We start from the raw sequence: 15,816 nt of genomic DNA on the forward strand, positions 1-15,816 counted from the left end.
TGTAAGATAAGTAGGTAGTTTTTTACAACTCATTCTTGGTTTTGCGCTTTGCCTGCGCTCTACTCGGTATGAGCACTAAATAAAAAGGAGAAAAACTCATGGCAATCTCAAAAGAAAAAAAACAAGAAATCATCAAGCAATATGCGCGCACTGAAGGCGATACTGGTTCACCTGAAGTTCAAATCGCTGTTTTGACTTGGGAAATCAACCACCTTAACGACCACATCAAATCACACAAAAAAGACCACGCAACTTACCGTGGATTGATGAAAAAAATCGGTCACCGTCGTAACCTTCTTGCTTACCTTCGTGAAAAAGATGTTCAACGTTACCGCGAACTTATCGCTTCACTCGGTCTTCGTCGTTAAGACTCAGAAAAAACTGTCTTTGGGCAGTTTTTTTCTTTTACTGTATCAAAAAAACTTCCAGATATCTGGAAGTTTTTTATATTAAGACGATTGTTCCGTTGTATTATTCGTGTTTCCATTGTTTGATGAAGAATCTTTTTCTTGGTTGGAAGAGTCTTTACCTTGTTCTGGTGAAGTCTCTGGTGTTGTTTCTGGAGTCGTCTCTGGTGTTGTTTCCGGAGTTGTTTCAGTTGTGGTTTCTGGCGTTTGATTGCCTCCAGTATTACTATTGTTAGCTTTAGCCACTGTCAATGTAATTTTTGTATTTGAAGGATTAAATTCTTTTCCTGATTCAGGGCTGGTCTGTGTTACATAATAACCATCGAGGTTAGAACTTGAAACCTTGCTAGCCGTGCTAGCATCAACAAAAGTTATATTGGATGTAGGAACACCAAGACTTTCAAGCTGATTGAGGTAACTGATTGCTGATGTTGAGCTTAATCCACCTGAAGTAAGAGCAAGCGCAGGCATAATTACTGTCTCGCCTTCGGATACATCAAATGTAATTTGATCGTTACCTGTCGGATCGAAAAACTCTCCTTTAGCTGGCGTTTGTTTCACAATAGTGCCAGAATCTTCGGAGCTTGTCACGTAGTTAACCTTAATTTGGCTCTTACTGATATTTTTATTCAAAACAAGCTCGTCAACAACGTCTTCATATTTTTGACCTACATAGTCGTCCATCTTGAAGCCGGTTGCACCTTGTGAGACATAGATATCTACTTTGCTATTTTTTCGGACATTTGATCCAGATTCAGGATTCGTACGTGTTACTTTATCTTTTTCAACCGTCGTACTTAGTTCGGGAATAATATTTCCTACAGCAAGATTTTTCTCTTTCAGTTTACTTTCTGCTTCTGCCTGTGTCATATTTGTCACATCAGGAACAGAAACATTTTGAGGTGTTGTAATCATCCAAGCTGTGATGCCGCCTGCAATAAGTACAAGGGCAAGGATAATCCAAGCAATTAAGCCTTTGCGTGATTTTTTCTTTTTTGGCTCAGAATCTGTTTTTGCCTTATCTTCAGACGCTTTATCTTTAGCTTCATCCTTTTGCTCAGCTTGCGGATGATCAATTAATGGCTTCGTATCATAAGGATTAATTAACTTACTAGGCAAAGCTTTAGTTGCATCTAAATCCTTATCAAAGGTAAGCTTTGGTTCTCCTTTACGATCCAAACTGGTAGCCGTAGCGAGATCTGTCATCATCTCCTCAACATTCGCATAGCGATTGTCGATATCTTTAGCTGTTGCTTTGATTACGACATTTTCTAACGCTTGAGGTACATTTTTGTTGATGTTGATAATGCTGGGTACATTTTCCTGAAAATGTTTCAAGGCAATGGCTACTGCAGAATCGCCATCAAACGGGATCTGCCCTGTCAACAACTCAAACAAGATAATACCAATAGCATAAATATCTGACTGAAGCGTTGCATTGGCACCACGCGCTTGTTCTGGCGATAAGTAGTGAACACTACCAAACATCGTGTTCGTTTGTGTTAAACTCGTTTCTGTTAAGGCTTTGGCAATACCGAAGTCCGTCACTTTCACGTTACCACTTTGTGAGAGTAACACGTTTTGCGGTTTCAGATCCCGGTGAATAATGCCGTGGTTATGTGCACATTCCATAGCCGAAAGTATTTCTGAAGTAATATTCATTGCCTCATCATTTGATAAAGGGGCGTGTTCATTGATGTATTGCTTTAAAGTCATACCATCAACATATTCCATTACGATATATTGTTGATTTTCAGACTCTCCTACATCAGAAATACTAACGATATTGGGGTGAGATAGTTCTGCCATTGCAAATGCTTCTCTTTGAAAACGAGCAATGGCAATATTGTCATTTTCAAAATTAGAACGCAAAACTTTAATAGCGACTTGCCGATTATCAAGATATGTATCTTCACCTTGATAAACATTGGCCATACCACCACGACCAACTTCTTTAATGATTTTATACCGATCTGCAAAGATTTTTCCGATTTGAATCATCAGTCAACCTCCACATCTTCATTCACCACTGCAGACTCTTCGTCAATTTTCACCAAGATTACTGTGATATTGTCATGACCACCTGCTTCATTTGCAAGACCTACAAGTATTTCCGTTTTCTCTTCAATACTAGCTTCAGAATAAACAACTTCTAAAATTTCCTCTGCAGAAATCATATTGGTCAAACCATCAGAGTTCATTAACAGATAGTCCCCTGGCTGAACATCAACAGCTTGTAAATCAGCTTGTACTTCGGCTGACTGGCCAAGAGAACGTGTAATGATATTTTTGTTAGGGTGTATTTCAGCTTCCTCTTCAGTAATTTGACCTGCATCAACAAGTTCTTGAACTAAAGAATGATCTGTTGTAATTTTTTGCAATTGTCCATCACGAATGAGATAGGTACGACTGTCACCAACGTGAGCCGAAATGACCTGTCCTTCTTGCATCACTAAAGCTTCAAGAGTTGTTCCCATCCCTTGATATTCATCTAGTTTACCTAAATCTGCAATATTTTCACTTTCATTACGGATTTGATTGCGAAGCCATGTTTCCATTGTCGCAACAGGTGTGCCATCATCAAAAAATGATTCGGACCACAATTTCCCCAAATCCTCTACGGTTAATTTACTAGCGACATTGCCTGCTTTGTGACCACCCATACCATCTGCTAAAAGAAAAAGACGATAACCTGCGCGGTTAACATAAGTGCCTGCAAAGTCTTGGTTGGCAGTACGTTTCATACCAATGTCTGATAAAATACTATATTCCACTTTTGCTCCTTATAAAAGAATTAAAGTTTTCTGAATTTCGCAATAAAGAAACCATCTGTATGGTACATTTCCGGTGTAATGAAAATACAACCGTCTGTGACAATATCTTCTTTTTCGTGCGAAATTTCAACCTGTTCAAATTCTAGATGAGCCTCAAGGAACTTATTGACTACCTCAAAGTTTTCTTCATCAAAAATTGTGCAGGTACTGTAAACCATTATACCATTTTTCTTCAGCTTTTTCGAAGCACTGTCCAATATTCTCAGTTGGATTTCCTGTAAATTAAGAAAATCAGAGCTTTCTTTACGATAGCGAATATCAGGTTTGCGACGAATTAAACCAATACCCGAACACGGTGCATCAACCAAGATGCGGTCAAAGTCCTCTTCGTCTGCAAAACGTTCTTCTAATTGTGTTGCATCGGCTTTGACAGTCGTAATTTTTTCCCACACGCCTTGACGTTCCGCATTGTCTTCAATGAGCTTTAGCTTGTGATCGTATAAATCACAGGCTGTAACATGTCCTGTATCAAGATATTGAGCGATATGTGTTGTTTTACCTCCTGGAGCAGCACAGGCATCAAGAACCCGTTCGCTTCCCGTTAAATCAAGTTGTGGGGCTACCAACTGACTTGTCTCATCCTGAATGGTCATTTTTCCTTCAATAAATGCTTGGCTATGAGCAAAATTACCATGGTCTGCCACACGGCCAACCGGCGAGAGTTCTGAAGGAACTGTGTCAGGAATAGCAACTTGAGGATCAATTATTCTGAGACTGGCTTTACTTGGTTTTTCTAAGCTCTCTAAAATCATTCCTGTACGTTTTCCACCAAACTGACGTACCATTTTATCCAAAAGAAGTTTCGGCATAGAATATTTGATTTCCCAAGTTTTTGGTTCTTCATTTCGGCGTTCTGACCGCATAAAATTACGTAAAACAGCATTAATAAAGTTTCCAGCTTGCTGTCCATCCTTACGTTTAGCTATCTTAACTGCCTCATCAACCGCAGCTGAAGTTGGCACTTTATCCATAAAAAGGATTTGATATATGGTCATTATCAAAAGCATCTTGGCCCAAGGTTTCGGTTGTTTTTTAAAGAAAGGCTCTAGATACCACTCCAAAAGTTTTTCCTTGGACACTACACCATAGACCAAAGCCGTTACAAAATTACGATCTAAGTCCGAAAGTTGTACCTCACGTAACGTCCTATCTAAGGCGATATTCGCATACGCATCATTCCCAAAAATATCGTTAAGCACATCGAGTGCGACTTGTCTTGCATTACTTGCCAAATTGATCACCTATATTTACTTTCTGTCCTAAACCATTGAGGAAACTAACAATATCCATTTTGGGCTTTCCAGCCGGCTGTACTTCTAAAAGCTCTAAGGCACCAGAACCTGTTGCCACTACGAGCGTTTTTTTTGTTTTGTCAATGATTTCGCCAGGCTGACCATGTTTTTCTGTGTCGATGGGACGACTATTGTAGATTTTGAAACGCCCTTCATTCCAGGTGGTATGTGCCACAGGGAAAGGATTCATACCGCGAATCTGATTAAAGATTTGACGATTATTTTTTGTCCAGTCTATTTTTTCTTCTTCAGGACTAATGTTTGGAGAAAAAGTAGCTTGCGTTTCATCCTGTGCTTCTGGCTTGATTTCTCCTGCAACATAGAGAGGGAGTGTTTCAAGAAGAAGGTCACGACCGACAACAGCTAATTTTTCAAACATTGTACCTACATTATCTTCTTCTAAAATCGGAGTAGAAGCTTTTGCAACCATATCGCCTGCATCCATTTTTCTAACCATCTCCATAATGGTCACGCCTGCTTCTTTTTCACCATTCATAATTGCATAATGAATAGGTGCTCCGCCACGGTATTTAGGCAATAAAGACGCGTGAACATTTACCGCAAAAGCCATTGCATCAAGCAATTTCCCCGGCAAAAATTGTCCGAAGGCTGCCGTTACAATACCTGCACCTTGAGCGCCAAAGGCTAACAATTCTTCCATTTCAGGTGAACCAGATAATTTCTCTGGTTGTAAAATTTTCAAGTTAGCTTTCAATGCTAACTCTTTTACAGGTGTTTGTCGAAGTTCTTGCTTACGTCCCACCTTACGATCTGGTTGTGTCACCACAGCTAAAATATCATAACGTTGGCTATCAATTAATCCTTGCAAAACCGTTTGAGAAAACTGAGGTGTCCCCATAAATATGATTTTCGTTTTTGTCATAGTATTATTTTAACACGTTGTCTAAACCTTTTTCTTAATATTTCAAGTGCATGATAATTTCCTTGAACAGGTTACTCGTGCTCTTCATCCTCCTCTTTTATTTTTCATAAAAAATTTTTTCTTATCCTATAAAAAATGTGTGCCCTTTATTATAACATTTTCTTACCCCCTATTCCTTTTCGTACCCTTAATTATAGGCTTTCAACTTAGGATAACTCTTCTTTACGATAAAAAAGAAAAAGAGAGAAAATCAATACCTCTCTTTTTGTTATTTATTCGCTCCGAAATGAATAAAAAATAAATAATAACTATATATATTTACCGGTATAAGGTATGGTTTGAGCTTCCATAAAATCATATGTTTCTACTTGCTCAACTTCGGTAAAGAAGGCGGTATTTCGCTCTGTGAGCATAATATTTCCCGGTACATCTTCTTCAAAACGTACTAAGAAAGTCGGTTTGCCTTTCGCAATCGCATAGCCTAATTCCCATGCAGTGCCCGAATCAGTATCCTGTCCATCATAATCTAAGATGGCAACAATCACATCAGCAGCTTCAACTTCTTTAACATCGTTTTCCATCGTAGCTTTTGCCCACACTGGTGTAAATGGCTCAATATCCTCTGCTAATCCTTCTGGACGTTGGCAACGCATCGGACTAAAATAAGACGCTACTGTTTCATTACTTGCAAGTGCTGCTTCTAATTTTTCCACTTTTTGAATTTGAATCTCGCTGAAAAAGGGTGCTGCAAGATATACTTTTACTGCCTGTTCAAATGGCTTGTTCATAATTTAAATCTCCTAATAACTCCATGGCTTGTTCGGTTGTTTCAACAAGATGAACGGCTTCTAAAACTTCTAAAGATAACATTTCTTCTTTGGTTTGTTGTTGAATCATATTAAATAAAGGAAGATAAAAGTCTTTATCAATGAAAATAACTGGGCGAATTGCTGTTTGCCCAATACTCATTTCTGTCAAGAGTTGAAAAACTTCTTCCATTGTCCCAAATCCTCCAGGCAAAATAATAAATGCTTCGCCCAGATCAATCAACTTGCGCTTGCGTTCATCCATATTTTTGGCCAGATAGAGCTCTGTTGCATTTTGGCGAGGTGGTTCTAAAGGCAAAACCCCATCCGGGTAAACAGCAATAACTTGTCCTTTGTTCTCTAGCACCGCATCTGATACAGCACCCATACATCCTTCTTGGGACCCTCCATAAACTAAGGTATGTCCACAACGCGTTATCGCTTCACCGAGTTTCTTGCTACGTAATAAATGTGTCGGATTTTTCCCATCACGAGCCGATAAGAAAACAGTCAGATTCATTTGTTGTTCTCCTTCTCAATTTCTGCGAGTTTATCTTTAATTTGTTCAAGGACAAACAATTTTGCTTCTTCATCCTCAACAAAATCATACTTATCGCCGTCAATCTGAATTTTAGGACAAATATCAAAATCCTCAAACCATTTTTCGTAACGCTTGTTTAACTCTTGATAATAGCCATACAATGAACTATCGTATTCCAATTGTTCAAATTCGCGTCCTCTTTTTTGGATACGTTCCAACATTTTTTCAAAGGATACACTTACATGAATCAATAAATCAGGGCGCTTTTTAAAAGTTAGCGTATTGATTTCCTCTAACATATTTTCCAATAAAGCATCATAAACCTCTACTTCAATCTCTGTTGCTCGTCCCAAATCTGCATTCAGGTGAAAAAGCAAACTGTCCTCATAAATTGAACGATCAAGCACGTTATTGTTATGCGAAAGTGCTCTTTTAATCGAGTCAAATCTCTTATTTAAAAAATAGATTTGCAACAAGAAGGCATATTTTTGTGGATCTTGATAAAAGAGAGGCAAAACCTCATTATCATCTACACTCTCATAGAACGCCTCTGTTCCCAGCTCTTCTGCTAACATCTCTGTAAGTGAACTTTTGCCAGCTCCAATTGTTCCAGCTAATACTAACACTGCCATTTTTTCCTTCCTAACTTTTTGTATTCTTACTCCCAGAATACTATTTGAAAAGGTTCATTGAGCTCATGAACACACTTTTTTTGTTCAAAATCGCCCCAACGCACAAACACAACATGTAGTGGTTAAAGGCATTTTTAATTATAACACAACACAACATATAGTGCTAACTTTAAAAATGTAAGCAATGAAAACCTGATAAAATTCAGACAATGTTCCACAAAAAAAAACGACAAGTAGCTTGTCATTTTTATACAAAACTTTGGGGTTCACTATCGATAAGAACTCTAACATCTTTATTTTCACGTTTTTGTGTTAAATCAAGGACCTGATTTAAGACTTCTTCCAGTTGCTCCTCAAAACGATACTTCACCAGTATCTGATAATGATAAAGATTATGTGTTCGTGCGATAGGTTTTGGAGTTGGTCCTAATATTTTAGCCTTCTCTGATAAACTTGACTTAATTATGCTTGCTATCTCATAAGCTTTTTTTGCAACTGTATCCTCATCCTTATGACTAACTAAGAGCTGAACCGTAAAATAATAGGGCGGATAAGAAAGTTGTTGCCGGTAATACATCTCCTGACGGTAGAAGGCTTCGTAATCTTGATCAGCAACAAGTTGAACCGCATAGTGACCTGGATTAAATGTTTGGATGATAACTTCTCCTTTTTTATCCGCACGCCCAGCACGTCCTGCAACTTGCATGAGCAGCTGAAAACTGCGCTCACTTGCCCGAAAATCGGGGAGATTTAAACCAGTGTCCGCATTAATCACACCGACCAGTGTCACATTAGGAAAATCCAGTCCCTTCGCTATCATTTGTGTTCCTAAAAGTACATCTGCCTCATGATGACCAAACTTATTTAAAATTTTCTCATGGGCATTTTTTGTTTTTGTTGTATCTACATCCATACGTAAAATGCGGATTTCTGGTAGAAGTTTTTCTAATTCTTCTTGAACCTTCTGCGTACCTGAGCCATAATACCTTATTTTTCGACTTTGACAGCTCGGACACGCTTGTGGAATCCCCTCTTGATGACCACAATAATGGCAATTCAAAGTTTTCGTATCCATATGAAGGGTCAAAGAAATATCACAGTTCGGGCATTCAACAACAAAACCACAATCTCTACACATCACAAAAGAACTATAACCCCGACGGTTAAGCATCAAGATTACTTGTTCATTTCGCTCAATTTTTTCGCGAATTTTTTGTAGTAAAATATCTGAGAAATTGGCCGACTTGTCACTAAGGTTATTACGCATATCTACGATTTGAACTTCAGGTAGGAAAGCTTGGTCATTAGCTCGATGTGTGAGTGTCAATAAATGATAAACATTTCGCTGAGCACGTGCTCGGCTTTCGAGACTAGGGGTCGCTGAACCGAGAACTAACCGTGCATGATGATATTGTGCACGTAATAAGGCAATATCTCTGGCATGGTAACGTGGGCTTGAATCTTGCTTGTAGCTTGTTTCATGCTCCTCATCAATAATAATAACCCCAATATTTTCTAAAGGTGCGAAGATAGCGGAACGCGCCCCCACAACAACCTGAGCTCGTCCTTCCTTTATCTTACGCCATTCGTCATATTTTTCACCATCCGAAAGTCCCGAATGCATAATCGCAACTTTTCCCCCAAAGCGCGCAATAAAACGATTAGACATTTGTGGTGTTAGAGAAATCTCAGGCACCAGCATAATTGCAGTTTGTCCCTTTTCCAAAAAATGTTCAATAACCTGTAAATAAATTTCTGTCTTTCCTGATCCTGTAATTCCTTCCAGTAAAAAAGGCTTTTCTGCAGAAGAAACAATTGCCTCAAAGGCAAGTTGCTGCTCATGATTCAAAACTTTTGCTTTATCAGGAACGACAGCTTCAAAAACAGCCGCTGTTCTTGAAATCTCTTTTTCAGTCACTTCAACAAGTTCATTTTCTATAAAATACTTGATGATAGCCGAAGAAAATGGTAAGTCTTTTTGACGCACACTTGCTTCTTGGTTTAAAAGATAATCTTTCAATTCTGCTCTTTTTTTGGCCGCTTTGCCAATCTCAAAGGTAGCCAATTTAGCATTTGCCTTTAAATACTTTTCTGTTTTCTTATTTTCTTTTGATTTTGCAGAGTAGCTAACGGATAAGTTTCCTGACTTGACATCTTTTAATGCTCGGACTTTTTGACTTTCACTAAGCGCACTCCATTTGGTTTGAATGCCTTCTTGATTAGTCAAAATCTTATCATAGCTTGAATTCAATAAATTAGGCAACATGGCTTTAAGGCAAGAAATTTTGTAAGAAAAGACAGTATGGCGCATTTCATCTGCCAAGCAGAGTTGTTCCTTTGTCAAGACAGGCTCTAAGTCGAGCAATTCCGCTATTTCTTTGAGTCCCTCTTCTTCCTCATCTACACTTTCAATAATAATTCCTTGAACTAGCCGATTGCCTTTACCAAAGGGAACATGAACGCGCATTCCTGGCTCAATCATCTCTTGCAATTCTGTAGGAATAGCATAGGAGAACGGTTTGTCTGTCTGCATCAGAGGAACATCTACAATAATTCGTGCTATTTTTTTGAACATTTTTCTCCTCTGCTTACTTTTTCTGTATCTAAATATAATAATTTAATTATAGCAAAAAGAGTTAACCGAATGTCAACTCTGAATTTGGGATAAAGAAAAACTTCCAAAGATTTTCTATATAAAATAAATCTTTGAAAGCTGGTACCATTTCTTATTCAGCTGCAGCTGCAGCTGCTTTAGCTGCACGATTACCTTTTTGTTTTGCTTCTTCTTCGGCTTCTTCTTTCGCGATTTGTTCGCGGATAAGTTTTTCAGCCATTTTTTGTTGAAGACGTTCTAATTCACGTTTTTCTTTCAATGTTTCACGTTTAGCATCTGGCGAAGGGTGAATCGTTACTGTTCCTGCCGCGATTTCTTCCAAGGCTTGTAATGTACGTTTAACAGATTTAAATTCCATTGTAGGACGTTCGCCATCACGCAATTCATGAGCACGTTTGGCTTCCAAAACAACGAGTGAATATTTTGAATCCACGTGTTGGAGTAATTTGTCAATTGAAGGTTCTAACATCATATCAGTTTCCTCTTTTCTTTTCTGTACGCTGTTTCATTGGATCTCAGTCACCAATGGGTTCTTCTTATTTAAAACAACCTAAGCGTCTTTCAGCTAAAATCTCAAGCCTCTTGTTTTTAATTTTTACCGTCTTCGTCTAACTTCTCAATCATATGTGCATAACGCTCCATTACACGATCGACACGATAATGTTCTGCCTCAATAATCTTGATGACACGTTCTGCAGCAAGTTCAACCTTATCATTGACAACAGCATAGTCGTATTCACTCATCAAGCGAATTTCTTCTTTTGCTTTCATCATCCGGTTATTGATTACTTCTGCACTATCAGTACCACGGCCAACAAGTCGACCACGTAGCTCCTCCAAATCCGGGGGCGTCAAGAAGACAAATACACCATCTGGTACTTTCTCCTTAACTTGCAAGGCTCCTTGCACTTCGATTTCAAGAAATACATCCTTACCTTCATCTAAAGTTTGATTGACATAGGTTAAAGGTGTACCGTAGTAATTGCCGACATATTCAGCATACTCTAACATCTCACCTTTACGTATCATTTCTTCAAACTCTTCACGTGTGCGGAAATAATAATCTTTTCCATCTACTTCACCAGGGCGTTGTGCACGTGTTGTCATTGATACAGAGTAATCAAAGTTATTTTCATTTTCAAAAATTTTCGCACGGACAGTACCTTTTCCTACTCCCGAAGGACCAGAAAAGACAATTAATAAACCACGTTCGGGCATCTTTTTAACCTCACTTATTGTTTACAATCTATTCTAGCAAAGTTGGGCTTATATATCCACTTCGCGTAATACAAAGTAACTTTAATTAATTTAATTGTAACATAACTTTTTTATTCTTCCTCAAAATAAAAAGCACTGCTGGGAGTACTTTTTATTTTGCATAGTCAATAGCTCGTGTTTCACGAATAACTGTAACTTTAATATTTCCTGGATAATCCATCTCGTCTTCAATACGATTTTTCACATCTCGTGCAAGAATTACGATTTGATCATCTGTAAGCTTTTCTGGCTTAACCATGACACGAACTTCGCGTCCTGCCTGTAATGCAAAGGCACTTTCAACACCGTCAAAACTTGTTGAGATATTTTCCAAATCACGCAGTCGTTTAATATAATTTTCAATCGACTCACGACGTGCCCCAGGACGCGCTGCACTTAAAGCATCAGCTGCAGCAACCAAAGTAGCAATATTACTGTTTGGTTCTGTATCTCCATGGTGACTCGCAATAGTATTAATAACGATTGGATTTTCCTTGTACTTACGTGCAAGTTCTGTACCAATCTCGACGTGGCTACCTTCAACTTCATGATCCAGAGCTTTACCGATATCATGTAAGAAGCCGGCACGTTTTGCAAGACTCACATTTTCGCCCATCTCTCCAGCAAGGTTTCCAGCAACATTTGCCACCTCAACTGAATGGTCAAGAACATTTTGACCATAAGAAGTACGGAAATGCAAGCGACCCATGATTTTCATTAAATCTGGATGGAGGTTATGTGCTCCCACTTCAAAGGCAGCTTGTTCGCCATACTCGCGCATCTTGTGATCCAATGCTTTGCGATTTTTCTCAACAAGTTCCTCAATACGTGCAGGGTGAATACGACCATCTTGAACCAGTTGCTCCAAGGTCATTCGTGCAATCTCACGTCTAATCGGATCAAAGCCAGATAATACAACAGCTTCTGGAGTATCATCAATAATTACGTCGATACCCGTCAAGGCTTCAAAGGTGCGGATATTCCGACCTTCACGTCCGATAATCCGTCCCTTCATGCCATCATCTGGTAAAGTAACTACTGATACCGTTTGTTCAGCCACCGAATCACTAGAGACACGTTGGATTGCAAGTGAAACAATGTTTTTCGCACGTTTATCAGCTTCAGCATGTGCTTTTTCTTCACTTGAACGTATCAGCTGTGCCATTTCTTTGGTTAAACCATCACGGGTTTCACTAAGAATGATTTCTTTCGCTTCATCTTTTGTTAAAGCAGCGATACGTTCTAATTCTTCTTGTTTCTTTTCTTCAATTTCTAAAAGTTCTTGCTCACGTTTATTGAGTGTATCAGTTTTTTTAGAGAGCGCTTCCTCTTTAGAGTCTAAGCTACGTTCTTTATTTGTAAGTTTATCATCCTTACGGTCTAGAACTTCTTCACGTTGTTTTAGGCGTTGTTCAGTTTCTTTTAACTCCTTACGATCTTGCTTAAATTCATCTTCGATTTCACGGCGTTGCTTTTGTTCTTCTTCGCGAAGATTAAAGCGCGCTTCTTTCTTGAATGCTTCTGCTTCGTCCCTCAGGATTTCCGCTTCTTTTCTTACAAGAGCAGCATCACGCTGTGCATTTGCCGTTATCTCATTTGCCTTGTTTTCTGCCTGCATAAAAAGACTCTCAGCATCTTGCTTGTTTTTCTTAATATTTTGGGCATAAAAAATAAAGGCAATAACCAATACAATCAACAAGACAAGCAGAACGAGTGATATGACGTTCATTTGTCTCCTTTTATTCATACCTGCCTTATCGCGGTTCAATAAGGCAGATAGCTTGATTATAATTCATATGTGTTTGCAGAGAAACACTCCCTATATTTTACCATTTTTTAGGATATGTTTCAATTAAGTATTTTACCGCTTTCAACTTTTTGACATTTTGATTTTAAAAGCATGATAGCCTGCAGAGTGAAAGATGAAAGATTATGATTAGTAAAACCAGTAAAGTAACTACGTAATAACGTCCTTTATAGCATTTTTATAAAATAAAAAAACTGTGCATAATAACACAGTTTTGTTGTTTAAAGCAATTCTTTAAGTGTTTCAACCTTGTCTAAACGTTCCCATGGAAGATCAATGTCTGTACGACCAAAATGACCATAAGCGGCTGTTTGTCCATAAATTGGGCGGAGCAAATCTAGCATTTCGATGATACCAGCCGGACGCAAATCAAAGTTTTCACGGATAGCTGCCAATAAGATGTCGTCAGAAACTTTTCCAGTACCAAAGGTTTCAATATTTACAGAGGTTGGTGTAGCTACACCAATCGCATAAGACAATTGGACTTGAGCTTTATCTGCCAAACCGGCAGCAACAATATTTTTGGCAACATAACGTGCTGCGTATGAAGCTGAACGGTCAACTTTTGTGGCATCTTTACCTGAGAAAGCACCACCACCATGAGGTGCGTACCCACCATAAGTGTCTACGATTATTTTACGGCCAGTCAAACCAGAATCTCCTTGAGGTCCACCAATAACAAAGCGACCTGTTGGATTAATAAAGTATTTTGTTTCATCATCAAGAAGATTTTCCGGAATAACTTCCTTGATTACTTTTTCAATGACATCTCGGCGAATTTCTTCATTAGTAGCTTCAGCTGCGTGTTGTGTTGAAATAACCACTGTATCTACACGCTTAACTTGTCCTGCTTCATCATATTCTACTGTAACTTGTGATTTTGCATCTGGACGAAGGTAGCTGATATCACCTGACTTACGTAAGTCTGCTAATTTTTTCACTAGTTTATGGCTAAGTGAAATCGCAAGTGGCATATATTCTTCTGTTTCGTTGGTTGCATAACCAAACATCATCCCTTGGTCACCAGCACCGATAAGATCAAGTGGATCAATGATTTTTCCATCTTTACCACGAACTTCTTCTGCTTCGTTTACCCCTTGGGCAATATCTGGTGACTGCTCTACAAGTGAAACATGGACACCGACTGATTTGTAGTCAAATCCATTTTCACTGTCTGTATAGCCAATATTTTTGATTGTCTCACGAACCACTCCAGCAATATCAACATAAGCTGATGTTGATATCTCCCCAAATACATTAACTGTACCTGTGTAAACTACTGTTTCACAGGCTACGTGTGCATCTGGGTCTTGTGCCACAATGGCATCAAGGATAGCATCCGAGATTTGGTCAGCGACCTTATCTGGATGTCCTTCTGAAACTGATTCTGATGTGAATAGACGTTTTTCTGACATTCTTTATTTCCCCTACTTCTTAAGTATTTTTCGGTTACAGGCTTAATGGTAGTGATTGCTCACTTGGAGAGTCTTCTCCCGCCATCGGAAATTGTAACTCCTTTATTTTAGCACAAAAAGAGAATTTTTGATATACTTTGCCTAAATGAAAAATCCTTTAGATAAAAAAATTATTTTAGATGCTAATCCTTGGTTAAACGACGTTAAAATCCTTGATGAATCCATCTCCACACAGTTGGATGCTAAAGCTGATGGTCAAGCCAACACTTTATATATGTCTGAAAAACAATCAGGTATTTATGGCCGTTTTGGGCGGGAATACTATGCCAGCCCTGAAGGAGGTATCTATATGACACTCCTCTTAAAGCCTGTCGGATCTTTGGGAAATCTGCCTAATTACACACTGCTTGCCGCTGCAGCTGTCGTTTCAGCAATTGAAACACTGACCACAAAGAAAGTAGATATTAAATGGGTTAACGATATTTATCTCAATCATAAAAAAATTGTAGGAATTCTCGCAGAGGCCCAAGTCCAACCAGATACGAGTTTGCAGGTCGCCTTGGGCATCGGAATAAATTTTCATATTTCAACATTTCCTGAAGCAATCGCTCTCAAAGCCGGCTCATTATTTACAGAAACTCCTACAATAACACGCTCTGAGCTTGTTGCCAAAATCTGGTCAGAATTTCATCAGCTCTCTAAAAGAGACTTCTTTGAAATTTATAAAACTCATTCCTTCATTCTTGGGAAAACAGTAGAATTTGAGGAAAATAAAGTCTTATATAGAGGTACCGCAGTAGACTTAACACCATCTGGTCAACTCATTGTTCACCTTGAAGATGGTCAGATAAAAACTCTCTCAAGCGGTGAAATCTCGCTAAAAAACTGGACGTGATGGACGTCCAGTTTTAATTTTTTCATTTATATTATTAGGAGTTTAGGAAATTCGGAATTATTATTTTTTAAAAATCTGACCAGTCATCTTTTTTCTCATCTTCAACTGGTTCAGCCTCTTTCATCTTACGGCCAGATGAGTGAGATGAAGATTTGCTTTGCCAACGGTCCGCATAGCTTGACCAGTTTTCTTCATTTGTTCTGCGGTAGTTTTGTCTCCCAGCATTACTTCCAGCACTTGGAATAATCCAACTGGCAATAAAGTATACAGGAATAAGACTTCCCCAACTTCCGAAAGCTAAGAGGACATACAAGATCCGTACAAAAGTAATGATATCAGGGCTCCAACCAAAGTATTCACAGATACCTGCAATCGTACCCGTCAACATTCGATTGTTTGGTGATTTTGTTAATTGTTTTTGAGACATTTTCTT

The 15,816-nt window shown here is 38.6% G+C and carries 15 protein-coding genes; 2 read left to right on the forward strand and 13 right to left on the reverse strand.

Translation table 11 applies throughout. The annotated features are described in order from the left end of the window. Positions 1-98: 98 nt before the first annotated feature. Positions 99-368: a 30S ribosomal protein S15 gene (gene rpsO, locus J0J33_RS00620; protein WP_017369110.1), complete on the forward strand. Its 270-nt coding sequence runs from the start codon at positions 99-101 to the stop codon at positions 366-368. 81 nt (positions 369-449) lie between these two features. On the opposite strand, the gene pknB is transcribed toward rpsO, so the two are convergent. The 12 genes from pknB to metK form a co-directional block, all read right to left on the reverse strand. After that, entirely contained in the window at positions 450-2,408 is a 1,959-nt protein-coding gene (gene pknB / locus J0J33_RS00625; protein ID WP_206921739.1) for a Stk1 family PASTA domain-containing Ser/Thr kinase, read from the reverse strand. Beyond that, complete coding sequence (locus tag J0J33_RS00630) at positions 2,408-3,181, reverse strand: Stp1/IreP family PP2C-type Ser/Thr phosphatase (RefSeq protein WP_017370557.1); 774 nt, start codon at positions 3,179-3,181, stop codon at positions 2,408-2,410. Before J0J33_RS00630 ends, pknB begins: the two co-directional genes overlap by 1 nt. A gap of 20 nt (positions 3,182-3,201) precedes the next feature. Then, a complete protein-coding gene (gene rsmB, locus J0J33_RS00635; protein WP_206921740.1) occupies positions 3,202-4,473 on the reverse strand; it encodes a 16S rRNA (cytosine(967)-C(5))-methyltransferase RsmB in 1,272 nt (423 codons plus the stop codon). Beyond that, entirely contained in the window at positions 4,463-5,416 is a 954-nt protein-coding gene (fmt, locus tag J0J33_RS00640; protein WP_206887940.1) for a methionyl-tRNA formyltransferase, read from the reverse strand. Before fmt ends, rsmB begins: the two co-directional genes overlap by 11 nt. A 308-nt stretch (positions 5,417-5,724) precedes the next feature. After that, positions 5,725-6,204, reverse strand: a complete 480-nt coding sequence (locus J0J33_RS00645; protein WP_019294060.1) for a nucleoside 2-deoxyribosyltransferase — start codon at positions 6,202-6,204, stop codon at positions 5,725-5,727. Beyond that, on the reverse strand, positions 6,188-6,742 hold the full coding sequence (locus J0J33_RS00650) for a TIGR00730 family Rossman fold protein (protein WP_019294061.1): 555 nt from the start codon (positions 6,740-6,742) through the stop codon (positions 6,188-6,190). The genes J0J33_RS00645 and J0J33_RS00650 overlap by 17 nt, the downstream gene beginning before the upstream one ends. Continuing rightward, positions 6,739-7,395, reverse strand: coding sequence for a deoxynucleoside kinase (locus J0J33_RS00655; RefSeq protein ID WP_019292455.1), 657 nt, complete (start codon positions 7,393-7,395; stop codon positions 6,739-6,741). The genes J0J33_RS00650 and J0J33_RS00655 overlap by 4 nt, the downstream gene beginning before the upstream one ends. 247 nt (positions 7,396-7,642) lie before the next feature. Next, on the reverse strand, positions 7,643-9,970 hold the full coding sequence (locus J0J33_RS00660; RefSeq protein ID WP_206887947.1) for a primosomal protein N': 2,328 nt from the start codon (positions 9,968-9,970) through the stop codon (positions 7,643-7,645). A 151-nt stretch (positions 9,971-10,121) separates the two neighbouring features. Then, positions 10,122-10,481, reverse strand: coding sequence for a DNA-directed RNA polymerase subunit omega (gene rpoZ / locus J0J33_RS00665; protein ID WP_003133436.1), 360 nt, complete (start codon positions 10,479-10,481; stop codon positions 10,122-10,124). A gap of 116 nt (positions 10,482-10,597) precedes the next feature. Then, the gene (gmk, locus tag J0J33_RS00670; protein ID WP_017369120.1) at positions 10,598-11,227 is read right to left on the reverse strand and encodes a guanylate kinase; all 630 of its coding nucleotides are present in this window, start codon (positions 11,225-11,227) and stop codon (positions 10,598-10,600) included. 151 nt (positions 11,228-11,378) lie between these two features. Further along, complete coding sequence (rny, locus tag J0J33_RS00675; RefSeq protein ID WP_019294063.1) at positions 11,379-12,995, reverse strand: ribonuclease Y; 1,617 nt, start codon at positions 12,993-12,995, stop codon at positions 11,379-11,381. Between the two features lie 299 nt (positions 12,996-13,294). Further along, positions 13,295-14,488 carry a methionine adenosyltransferase gene (gene metK / locus J0J33_RS00680; protein WP_017370549.1) on the reverse strand — a complete coding sequence of 398 codons (1,194 nt, stop codon included), beginning with the start codon at positions 14,486-14,488 and terminating at the stop codon, positions 13,295-13,297. A gap of 145 nt (positions 14,489-14,633) precedes the next feature. Here metK and J0J33_RS00685 point away from each other — a divergent pair, with 145 nt between their 5' ends. Further along, positions 14,634-15,383, forward strand: coding sequence for a biotin--[acetyl-CoA-carboxylase] ligase (locus J0J33_RS00685; RefSeq protein ID WP_206887948.1), 750 nt, complete (start codon positions 14,634-14,636; stop codon positions 15,381-15,383). A 67-nt stretch (positions 15,384-15,450) separates the two neighbouring features. Here the strand turns inward: J0J33_RS00685 and J0J33_RS00690 are convergent, their stop codons facing one another. Next, a complete protein-coding gene (locus J0J33_RS00690; RefSeq protein WP_017370547.1) occupies positions 15,451-15,810 on the reverse strand; it encodes a PspC domain-containing protein in 360 nt (119 codons plus the stop codon). Between the last annotated feature and the right edge of the window lie 6 nt (positions 15,811-15,816).

Origin of the sequence: Lactococcus sp. LG1267 (assembly GCF_017309545.1) — a bacterium.
Classification (GTDB): domain Bacteria; phylum Bacillota; class Bacilli; order Lactobacillales; family Streptococcaceae; genus Lactococcus; species Lactococcus petauri.

Excerpts from the sequence above, each read along its gene's own strand:
- rpsO (WP_017369110.1), top strand. The coding sequence starts at position 99 with ATGGCAATCTCAAAAGAAAAAAAACAAGAAATCATCAAGCAATATGCG.
- pknB (WP_206921739.1), bottom strand. The coding sequence starts at position 2,408 with ATGATTCAAATCGGAAAAATCTTTGCAGATCGGTATAAAATCATTAAA.
- fmt (WP_206887940.1), bottom strand. The coding sequence starts at position 5,416 with ATGACAAAAACGAAAATCATATTTATGGGGACACCTCAGTTTTCTCAA.
- J0J33_RS00645 (WP_019294060.1), bottom strand. The coding sequence starts at position 6,204 with ATGAACAAGCCATTTGAACAGGCAGTAAAAGTATATCTTGCAGCACCC.
- J0J33_RS00650 (WP_019294061.1), bottom strand. The coding sequence starts at position 6,742 with ATGAATCTGACTGTTTTCTTATCGGCTCGTGATGGGAAAAATCCGACA.
- J0J33_RS00655 (WP_019292455.1), bottom strand. The coding sequence starts at position 7,395 with ATGGCAGTGTTAGTATTAGCTGGAACAATTGGAGCTGGCAAAAGTTCA.
- J0J33_RS00660 (WP_206887947.1), bottom strand. The coding sequence starts at position 9,970 with ATGTTCAAAAAAATAGCACGAATTATTGTAGATGTTCCTCTGATGCAG.
- rpoZ (WP_003133436.1), bottom strand. The coding sequence starts at position 10,481 with ATGATGTTAGAACCTTCAATTGACAAATTACTCCAACACGTGGATTCA.
- gmk (WP_017369120.1), bottom strand. The coding sequence starts at position 11,227 with ATGCCCGAACGTGGTTTATTAATTGTCTTTTCTGGTCCTTCGGGAGTA.
- rny (WP_019294063.1), bottom strand. The coding sequence starts at position 12,995 with ATGAACGTCATATCACTCGTTCTGCTTGTCTTGTTGATTGTATTGGTT.
- metK (WP_017370549.1), bottom strand. The coding sequence starts at position 14,488 with ATGTCAGAAAAACGTCTATTCACATCAGAATCAGTTTCAGAAGGACAT.
- J0J33_RS00685 (WP_206887948.1), top strand. The coding sequence starts at position 14,634 with ATGAAAAATCCTTTAGATAAAAAAATTATTTTAGATGCTAATCCTTGG.
- J0J33_RS00690 (WP_017370547.1), bottom strand. The coding sequence starts at position 15,810 with ATGTCTCAAAAACAATTAACAAAATCACCAAACAATCGAATGTTGACG.